This window comes from uncultured Mucilaginibacter sp. (assembly GCF_903913935.1).
GTDB lineage: Bacteria > Bacteroidota > Bacteroidia > Sphingobacteriales > Sphingobacteriaceae > Mucilaginibacter.
Genome location: NZ_CAIWNH010000551.1, coordinates 1 through 9,352, shown reverse-complemented (window position 1 = coordinate 9,352; position 9,352 = coordinate 1). Strand labels below are relative to the sequence as shown.

Genomic DNA, 9,352 nt, shown 5'->3' with positions numbered 1-9,352 from the left:
GTGAATTGAAAATCTTTACCCTGTTATTAAACCCGTCAATTTTATCATTAACGGCTATTGCCGCTGCTGTTTTGGTCGTGTCGGTACTTCGGTACTGGTAAGGCGATAAGTTGCCTACGGTAGTAATTACCGGCGTTAACGCAGCGGTGGTATCTTTGGGGTTCAGCTTCACCAGGTTCAATTGGTCGGGATTTGGGTTGTAGTCCACCAGGCCCTCATATTCGCCCAATATCGCTGCCGCCAGGCGGTGCTGGATACGGTAGGACTCTTCCACCAATTTTTCTTTTACGCTGTTTTGAAATCCGTTGAAAAGCAATTGCGTAAAGTCATAGGCCTTGGTTTTTAAAACAGAATTCTGCACCGAATAATAATTGCTCAGCGTTTTGTTTTTTGTATACAAGGTACCCAAATTGGTGCTAAACAGCGAGAAACCCGCACTACCGGCTTGTAAGCCTGCATCAGCTTCGTTACCATAGGTGTAAAATTGCTTGCCCGATATTTCAAGGTCATCTACCCGCTCGTACGAGGATAAAAAGTACAATCGATAATGCTGGTACTGCTGGTCGGGGTTGTCAATTTGGTCGTAACAGTTTTGTAAAAAGGCCTCAAATGCTTTGTCAGTAATGATCTGGTATATATTGGCATTAGCACTTGGTTTCCATCGCAGCAAGGATAGTTTGGCTTTAAACTGCAGTTCCTGGGCATTATCCACCTTCAGGGAGTCAAACAGTTTGGCAATATAGGACACAGACACGCCGGCCTGCGCGCGGCGGTTATTATCAACCAGGGCGTAAACACTATCCTGTATAGTGAAATAATTTTCGGTATTGTTCCAGAAAGATGGCTCCAACGGTGGCAGCAGCAGGCGGTTTGTTTTTGTATCGACAAAAATAAAGGTGCCCAGCGGGTACACATTCTGGAAATGTGTTTTCCAGCAGCGAAAGGCTGCTCATCGACGATGAATCCATCTTCATCAAAAAATTCAGCACTTTATTATGTTCCAGCTGCAAACTCAATCCCTCCATCGACTCAAAGTTTGAACTTTCTTTTACGGGGATAATGATGGGGATGTAATAAACCATTTCCTTTTGCTTGCTCAAGAAACTAAAGTTCCGGCTCACGATCACAGATGTTTCGTTTTCGGCATCCTGACCGTAAAAGCCTATGGTATCGCCTTTATCGACTGAAACCTCCTTAACCCTTTCCTCGCCGGGGGCGAGTTTGATCAGCGATTTAAGCTTATAGTCACCTGATTTTTTGTTGATCTTATAAAATACTGTTACTACATTTTTAGTAGTGTTTTTTACCCTGAATTTAAAGCCTTCGGCACTAACCATAAGGGGCATTAACAGCATCAAAAGCGCTAAAACTTTTAAAGATCGGGCTGTTAAAATTGTTCGGTTTGACTTGTTTTGAGATCGAATCTGAGAAGTAGATAAAAACATAGTGATGATTTTTATTTTGTCCCGTTTACCCGTGGCGTGTGGATAAACTATACATAAAAGACATTAAGAATTAAAGGTTGTTTTAATTAATAACACTTAGTTTGGTATTTTAGTGCTTTATAACCAGTTTGTGACAAAGGCTTTGGCGCAATTTGTAATTGCGAACGAGCCTGCCTGCCGGTAGGCATGGAACGAGTGAAGCAATCGCGAACTATGCATGACCGCGTTGCTTATTATTCCTTTTCCACCAAATGATACCGGCCACTCCGGATCATTTTTTGTTCGTAGGGTGAAAATGCTTCCCTGCCACCAAAATCCTGCACCCAATAAGCATTGTTAAAAGCAACCCCGACCTCTTTAAACTGGGGGCTCATCAGGTTTTTACAATGCCCCGGGCTATGAAACCAGCCTTTCATTACCTCGGCAATACTTTCCGGGCCCTCGGCAATATTTTCGCCGATGGCGTAACTTTTATAGTCTTTATAGCTATAACCTGCCGCACGGATCCTGTCCTGCATGGTGCGCCCGTCAAAACTTGTATGGCTAAAATAATTCCGGTTGGCCATGTCAGCAGCATGCCCCATTGACGATATTTCCAGTTGATCGTTCCATACCAGTGGTGGTACTGGTGGCATGTAATTAACGCCGCAGTTGCAGCCTGTTTCCCTTACCCTGTTAATTTCCTTTAAAAATGCCCGCCTGAATTGTGGCGTGCTTACTGTTTCCTGGCCGTAGGCACGAGACAATATGAAGGTAATAACTAGTATAATGATGATGTTGATGATCCATTTCATACCTGTAAGACAATTAAACGACCCTCAAGTTTAAAAAGAAAAGAAATTATATGAACTGTTTAAATCTTTCTGTCCTCCGTGGTAAAAAAATAACCGGAAAGTTCAGGGAGGCGACGTATAGAGCGCTGTGGCCTGTCGGCTTTAAATTAATATAAAACAATGCGAAAGGTATTTATTATTATTTTTTGTTTGGACCGATAGGGGTGGTCGTCTACTGTCGCCTTCTGATGCGGTTAACTGTAAGCACAGCAATCACAATCAATAAAATAGCAGCCAGTAAAATTATAATGAAGCGATTTTTGCCGGAGAGCTGTTTTTGGAGGATTTCCTGGTAGTGGCTGATAAAAGTTTTTTTTTTGCCAGCTGCAATTCCTGTCTCTTTTTTTGCGCGGCGATTTTTGCCAGTAATGCTTCATCACTTTTGCGGATACTGTCAAGCAACGCGTCGCGTTTCTTTAGCACGGCAGCTTCTTTAGGATGATTTTGCAACAGGTTATATAACTGGGCGTAATTTTTTAACACTTCTATCTGCGTTCTTGGTGCATGAGTGGTAATTGAAAGCTTAAGGGCCTCGTCAAGATCGCCCATTGCAAGGGTATAGTCTTTGATATCGCTCTTAATAGCCGCAAGTGTTAATAAAGATGTGATGACATTGGGCGTATCGTTTTTGGTACGCGAAAGTGTGTTGGATTGTAAAATAAACCATTTTGCCTGCGCGAATTTCTTCTGGGCGTGATAAACTTTAGCCAGGTTATCATAGCATATCCGCAAACCTACGCTGTCGTTATAAATGGAGTATTGCCTGATGGCTTGTAAAGTATATTCAATTGCCAGGTTTTGGTGTTCGTACCTTTTTGTTTTACTGGCGATAGTGTCGTAATCCAAATACTTTAATGCGATCCGCGTATTTAGTATGGCCTTAAGGGTATCGCTCGTGGTTATATTTAACTCCTGCTTCAGGCTGTCAAGGTTATTGATCTTTAATAGTTCTGCAATTTTTAGCTGTTCATTCCGCAGCATGATTTTCTGCAGTCGTGCCTGCCTGGCCTGTTCTACCAAAATCGAGGCCCTCAGGCTATCTAATTGAATCAATGAAGTAACCCGTCTTAGGTTTTCATCAGTTTCGGTCGCACTATTATCATTCGCTTCAGTTGCCGGCGGCGCCAATGTTGGGTTATCCGGGGCTTTTATTTTATTCACTTCTGATCCGGGCGAATTGACCGGTGGCAACGATGCCGATAGTTTCGGCCTGTCGTTATTACTAATTCCTGTTAATGTCTTTGCACTGTCTGCAGGGTGTTGTGCCATTAAATTAATCAGGCTGTCTACAGTACCTGTAAATACGTTTGACGTCACACTATCGGCCACACTGCTTACAGGTAATGTTTTAACCGAATCCGCTTTATGATTGATGGGTGATGTTTTTGTTGAATCTTGTTTTTGTACAGCAGGTGCTGTTTTAACAGAATCCGATTCAGTTTTTGCCGGCGCTTTTTTTATGGAGTCCGCGTCATGGTCTTTTCCTGATGTTCTCAACGTATCAGGTTGAAAAGCGGCAGCAGACAGTCTCAGCGCGGTAAGTAAAACGATCAGCGTAAAAACTTTTCTCATAAGCGGTTAAGCATTAGGGCTTTAAAGATAGCTATATCATTTCAAATAACATGCCTTTTACGGCCAAAAAGCGCTCTTTTTTCAATGTTTTGGCAAAAAACACGCTAAAACGCCTTGTTTTCAGCGCTTTTCATGGCTAAAAGTCCAGTTAAATTATTTTAACAAGTGTTTAAAATCCTAAATAACCAGAAGCAATAAAGGCACAAAATGTAGGATAAAACACCCAGAATGCCTTTTATAATGGAATTTTATTGAATAGATTTTTGGTAACGTTTTAAAAATGCTCCAAAAAAAGGTACTCTTTTCAATAGGATATTGAAGAGGATGATGCCTATGGAGGCGCAAATGATGCCGGCGATAACATCCACAATATAATGGTGACTGGCATAAACGGCGGTAAACCAAATACCCAGCATTACTAATACTAAAAATATATTAGCTAGTCCCATTCGGTTTTTTATGCTGTAGTATAAAGCGATAACCGGGTATGAAGAATGCAATGATGGCATTGCCGCAAAAACATTTGATCCTTTTGAATATATGGATTTGAAAATACCTGCATGAAAATAATTATCAAATTTAACCAGTCCTGCTGTATTGCCATGGGTGCCCGGGATAAAAGTAAACCCGTGGTATTCTACATACCAGGGTGGCGCTGCCGGGTACAGGTAATAAACGATAAAGCCTAAAAAGTTCACCAAAACAAAAGTGAAAGAGAAATAAAGAAACTGTTCCCTGTTTTTAAAAAATAAATAGGCTGCAAAAGCAAGTGGAACAGGTATCCAGCACAGGTAAAATATGCCGCCCATGATATCTAAAAAAGTGTTGCCGTTTAGCCTCCAGTATTCATTAGGGGTAATGAACTTCCCGTGATAATTGAATCCAAAAAGATGCTTTTCAAAGTTATAAAGGTCGGCAATATGGACGGAATTATATTTATAGTTAGGAAACGCCTTCATGTAATCAAAGATGATCCAATAAACTATAAATATAGAAAAGCCCAGAATGAATTTACGGGTTACCGGCGACAGGAAATAGAGCAGATTGAATAGCCCGATTAAAAACAACTGGTCGGTTTTGAAGCCGACCATGTAATAGGAAATAGCTAAATAAGCTACTGAAAAGGCAAAAACAGCAAGGCCCTGTCGTATGGTGGTTTTCACCCCAATACTAAAAGGAATACCCATGCTATTTTTTTACAAAATCAGAACCGAAAACCTTATCCCATAGGGGTGAGCTAACGCCGTAACCTTTATCAGGATCCTGGTAATGATGCAGCATGTGGTGCTGCTTTATTTTCTTCCACACGTTGCCTTTAAAATTAAAATGATGGATGGCGTAGTGAGTAATGTCATAGAATAAATAACCCAGGATAAACCCGGGGAAAAATCCCCATATATCGTTTGCCGGCAATATGGCATTAAATAAAAAGTAAAACAGCGCCGCCAGCGGAATGCTTACCGAAGGGGGTAATACCAGGCGCATGGCATCGCTGGGATAATCATGATGAACCCCGTGGAAAATAAAGTGGATCCTTTGCGCCCAGGGTTTATCTGCAGGGGCGTAATGAAACACAAAACGGTGCATTATATATTCAACCAGAGTCCAGACAAACAAGCCTAGTGCAAACAGTTCAATAAATGAGAGTATGCCTATTGCGTTCTCAAAGTTTTTATAGATACAAAAACCTATTACAGGGATAAATATAAACAGGGGAACGGTCCAGTGTACTTTTGATAAATTTTCTAAAAAGCTGCTTTTAAACATTCTCACAGAGTCCTGTGAATTTGAAACATAGTTTTTTTTCATAGCCTGGGCAGGTTAAAAATGTTTGATGATTTCTATTCCTGTAATGAATTTGTTAATAAAACCCGATATCCTTTTTTAAAGATCATGGATTTCGGTCAATTTTAATAAAGATTTGTTAAAACTAAAATGATTTTAATCATTTGTTACGAAGATATGATATTTCCGTTTGATGTTGCAATTTTAAGGGCAATAACTTACAAGCGATCTTTAATGCCTCTTGCGTTGTTGTCCTTTTCTAAAAGAGCTTTTTTAGCATCCAACAACCTTTTAAAAGCAGTAATATTGGTCAAGATTGCCACGCCCACAATTGGAATAGTAAAAATTGACATGGTGTCGAAGATATGAAACTTAATGGCCGGGACATAAAGTTTATAATCGCCGCCAATATAAAAGGAAGTGATTCCACATAAAATTGCGCATAAGCCAATAGTAACCACACGCTCGGGGCGCTGCATCAGGCCGCCTTTACATTCAATGCCCAACCCTTCGGCCCTGGCCCTTACGTAGCTTACCATCATCGATCCCATTAATGCAATAAAAGCAAAAATTGAACTTAAAAAATAATGATGACCGACAAGGTAATAGCAGATCCCCAAAAACATGATCAGTTCGCTGTACCGGTCTAGCACCGAATCATAAAGGGCGCCAAAAGTTGATTTCATATTACCCAGCCGTGCCACCTGCCCGTCCAGCATATCGAATAAGCCGGCAAACAGAATCAGCGCACCTGCCCAGCCAACATATGACAGATCGCCGCGGTTTCCTTCCTCGGCACCTAAAATAAAGATGATAGCGACGCCTACATTTAAAACAAAACCGATGGAAGTAACAATATTGGGGGTAAGGCCCAATTTAATAAAAACCTTCACCACCGGGTCAATTACCCGGTAGATGCTTAATTGCAGATGGGTTCGTAATGATGTTTGTTGTTCCATTTATGCTTTATGCTGCAATTTAAAAATTAAATTGAACTTGTGTACGAATACCCCATCTGGCCACACCGGGATCATTTAAATAGGTAAACCTGCGTACCAGCTCAACACGTACAAATTTAAAAATGTTTTCAACACCAACACTACCTTCCATATAAGGGGTACGGCCAAGGGCATTGGTTATTGGTTGCCCTGTTGAAGTTACCGGGAACTGGTACAAGTTTGGATGTAACGAGGGGTTATTCTCGTTGCTTAATCCACCCCAAATAGATTTAAATGATGCCGTTTCCCGCCAGTGTAATTTATTCAACAGTGGTATTTTATTGAAGAAAAAACCATTAAAATGCTGGTCAAGCGTAATGCTTTCATAGTGATCAGCTACAAACTCTAAAAAGTTCATTAAGTTATAGGAGTAGATCCGGTATGAATAAGTTTGATTAGCTTGAAAAATATCAAGCAGGGGATAGGGTACCTGGCCAAAAAGGTGACCGGCTTGCCCCGTTGCATCCAGCCAGCCAAGTTGCGACAAATAGAACCGTTTATCGATCTGGGCGCTAACTTTTTGAAAGCCATATTGCCCTTTGAGGACATTTTTCAGTCCCGCATCGTAATTAAATGTAAAAACCGGGTTTTTACTTGGTACCTGTATCCTGTAAATTTTGCCCTGGTAAAATTGTTCATCAGGAGCATACCTTAGGGTGGCTGTTAAATCGGTCGTATATAAATTGTGTACACTTTCCAATTGCCCGCTGCTGTTTTGTTCGGTAAAATACAGAGATCCCGCCGGCGATTGGTTTTGCCTGTTCAACCCAAAGGCGTACGAGAAGTGATTTGCATATTCATGAACATAGTCCAGCCGGTAACCTAAATCATAAAGATATTTAGTGTTGTTGCCCCTTTTAAATGATAGCAATACGTTATCCTCCTGTACAAACTGCAAACTTTCCCCAGGTATGTACGTATCGTATTGAACACTTGCACGTACATAGTTTTGAGGAAATTTATATATCGATTTGTTATTCAGCGAATAAGTGGCGCTTAAAAATCCTTTCCATTTTTGATCGTTAAAACCATAGGCAGCGAAGGTTTCAAAATAATACCGTTTACTTAAATTAGGAGTGGTGCGCCCTCCAAATCGGAGTTTAACTCCTTCAATTGGATTGTAGCTGTAAAATGCATTTGCAGGGCCTATTTCAAATGTATTATAATCTTTATATCCTGCTATCAGTAACGTTGCCAGGTCAACTGTCCGTTTAAATGAAGGCATATTCCGCAGGCTATCCGTGTTTTTATATATTTTTGATTCAGCCGTGGTCAGCGTATCTATCCTGTTTTTTTGCCAAAATTCATCTGTTTTGTTTTTGGCGGCTTCGGGTACTGCATCTTCCTGGTTGCGGTATGTCGAATCCGGTTCCTGTTTGTTCACCACATAATTGCCGTACGCAATTTCCCTTACCCCAAACAGGCCTCCTTTCCAGTTTTGAGATAAGCCGAAATCGGCAATAGTAGTGCTTTTGCTTAAATGGTATTTACCATCAGTGTTTTGTTCAAACTCCAGGTTAACACTCATGCCGTTAACAAAATTCAGGTTGATATTTTTATTGATCGTTAGGTCTGCTTTTTGTACCGCGTAATTGCCATCAAGCGTTACATATAGCTTACCCACAAAAAGTACATCGGTTAAATTTCGGGGCGTAAAACTAAGTTCAACCAGCTTCTGGTTATTCACAATCACAGTGTCCGTAATGAAATATTTATAAAAGCTAGGAGCGGAGTTAGCGATAGGGCTCAAAAAATTCGTGGTCATCAAAAAAATGACGTTTGAATAAATATCAACCTTATAATACATGTGTTTCATGTAAACGGTTAATCCTTCACTATCAATGCCAGGCCCAAAGTTGGCAGCACGTTGTGCAAGCGTAATTGTTTTTTCCTTTTCGGGGTCTTTACGATAATAATATTGTGTCAATTTTTCGTCCAGGTAGATTGGCGTCAGGTAGGTGCCTGGCACGGTAGTGCTATCGCGGTTTTGCAAAACGAAATTGTACTTTTGAAGCCATTTTTTGTCCATTACAGACTTTTTCAGATTTGCAAAAGAAAACTGCATCTTATCGTACTCCTTATATTCTACAAATGGATAGCTTTCAGGACGGTTTTTTTCACGGTTCTCAATTACTTTACGGATCAGCTCAACCGCAGGATTATCCTTATTGCGGTATTTTGGTTTCTTACCCGAACGTACGGTAACCTCCTGCAATTGATTCGCTGTGGGCGAAAGCCTTACGTTTATTACCTGTTCTACTCCTGGTTTAATGGTAAACAGCGCATCTTTATAGCCCAAAAAAGAAACCTTGAGTTTGGTTACAGCTAAATTTGTGCTCAGCGCATATTTACCATTATTATCAGTATTAACGCCATATGAGGTACCGGGGAAGGATACTACCACAAATGGTAAGGGCTTTTTAGTGGCGGCATCAATTACAGTTCCGCTAACATCAGTGTTTTGCGCATGTAATATTGTGGCGGAAAGTATGAAGAAGCAAAATAGCAGCAGCTTCCAATATTTATATTTAAAATCCATTTAGTCGTTTAAATGTGCAAATACAGATCTTTTAATAGACTACCTAAACTATGTTTGGTAAAGTTTGCCCGTTTTATTTATTTAATTTTACGGGATGTCATAGCAATAAGTACTCCAAAACTTGTATTGAGCGAATTTATTTTAGCAAACCATTATTTGCTGTATTTTTTTAACTTTTCC

Annotated in this window: 8 protein-coding genes; all 8 read right to left on the bottom strand. The window is 40.4% G+C overall.

The features are described from left to right. Positions 1-850, bottom strand: an 850-nt coding sequence (locus tag QZY09_RS22250; protein ID WP_295676281.1) for a hypothetical protein, incomplete at its 3' end; no start/stop codon positions are given. After that, positions 798-1,337 (bottom strand): hypothetical protein, encoded by a 540-nt coding sequence (locus QZY09_RS22245; RefSeq protein ID WP_295676279.1) that lies wholly within the window; start codon positions 1,335-1,337, stop codon positions 798-800. The genes QZY09_RS22245 and QZY09_RS22250, both read right to left, overlap by 53 nt. 341 nt (positions 1,338-1,678) lie before the next feature. Beyond that, positions 1,679-2,239 carry a CAP domain-containing protein gene (locus QZY09_RS22240; RefSeq protein WP_295676277.1) on the bottom strand — a complete coding sequence of 187 codons (561 nt, stop codon included), beginning with the start codon at positions 2,237-2,239 and terminating at the stop codon, positions 1,679-1,681. A gap of 282 nt (positions 2,240-2,521) precedes the next feature. Then, positions 2,522-3,850 (bottom strand): hypothetical protein, encoded by a 1,329-nt coding sequence (locus QZY09_RS22235; protein WP_295676275.1) that lies wholly within the window; start codon positions 3,848-3,850, stop codon positions 2,522-2,524. Positions 3,851-4,098: 248 nt separating this feature from the next. Beyond that, positions 4,099-5,037, bottom strand: coding sequence for a phosphatase PAP2 family protein (locus QZY09_RS22230; RefSeq protein ID WP_295676273.1), 939 nt, complete (start codon positions 5,035-5,037; stop codon positions 4,099-4,101). Between the two features lies 1 nt (position 5,038). Further along, positions 5,039-5,659, bottom strand: a complete 621-nt coding sequence (locus QZY09_RS22225; RefSeq protein WP_295676270.1) for a sterol desaturase family protein — start codon at positions 5,657-5,659, stop codon at positions 5,039-5,041. 194 nt (positions 5,660-5,853) lie between these two features. Beyond that, a complete protein-coding gene (locus QZY09_RS22220; protein WP_295676267.1) occupies positions 5,854-6,594 on the bottom strand; it encodes a CDP-alcohol phosphatidyltransferase family protein in 741 nt (246 codons plus the stop codon). A 19-nt stretch (positions 6,595-6,613) separates the two neighbouring features. Continuing rightward, complete coding sequence (locus QZY09_RS22215) at positions 6,614-9,172, bottom strand: DUF5686 and carboxypeptidase-like regulatory domain-containing protein (RefSeq protein ID WP_295676264.1); 2,559 nt, start codon at positions 9,170-9,172, stop codon at positions 6,614-6,616. Positions 9,173-9,352 lie beyond the last annotated feature (180 nt).

What these genes read in the sequence shown, in the direction of transcription:
- QZY09_RS22245 (WP_295676279.1), bottom strand. Translation starts at nt 1,337, where the DNA reads ATGGTTAGTGCCGAAGGCTTTAAATTCAGGGTAAAAAACACTACTAAA.
- QZY09_RS22240 (WP_295676277.1), bottom strand. Translation starts at nt 2,239, where the DNA reads ATGAAATGGATCATCAACATCATCATTATACTAGTTATTACCTTCATA.
- QZY09_RS22235 (WP_295676275.1), bottom strand. Translation starts at nt 3,850, where the DNA reads ATGAGAAAAGTTTTTACGCTGATCGTTTTACTTACCGCGCTGAGACTG.
- QZY09_RS22230 (WP_295676273.1), bottom strand. Translation starts at nt 5,037, where the DNA reads ATGGGTATTCCTTTTAGTATTGGGGTGAAAACCACCATACGACAGGGC.
- QZY09_RS22225 (WP_295676270.1), bottom strand. Translation starts at nt 5,659, where the DNA reads ATGAAAAAAAACTATGTTTCAAATTCACAGGACTCTGTGAGAATGTTT.
- QZY09_RS22220 (WP_295676267.1), bottom strand. Translation starts at nt 6,594, where the DNA reads ATGGAACAACAAACATCATTACGAACCCATCTGCAATTAAGCATCTAC.
- QZY09_RS22215 (WP_295676264.1), bottom strand. Translation starts at nt 9,172, where the DNA reads ATGGATTTTAAATATAAATATTGGAAGCTGCTGCTATTTTGCTTCTTC.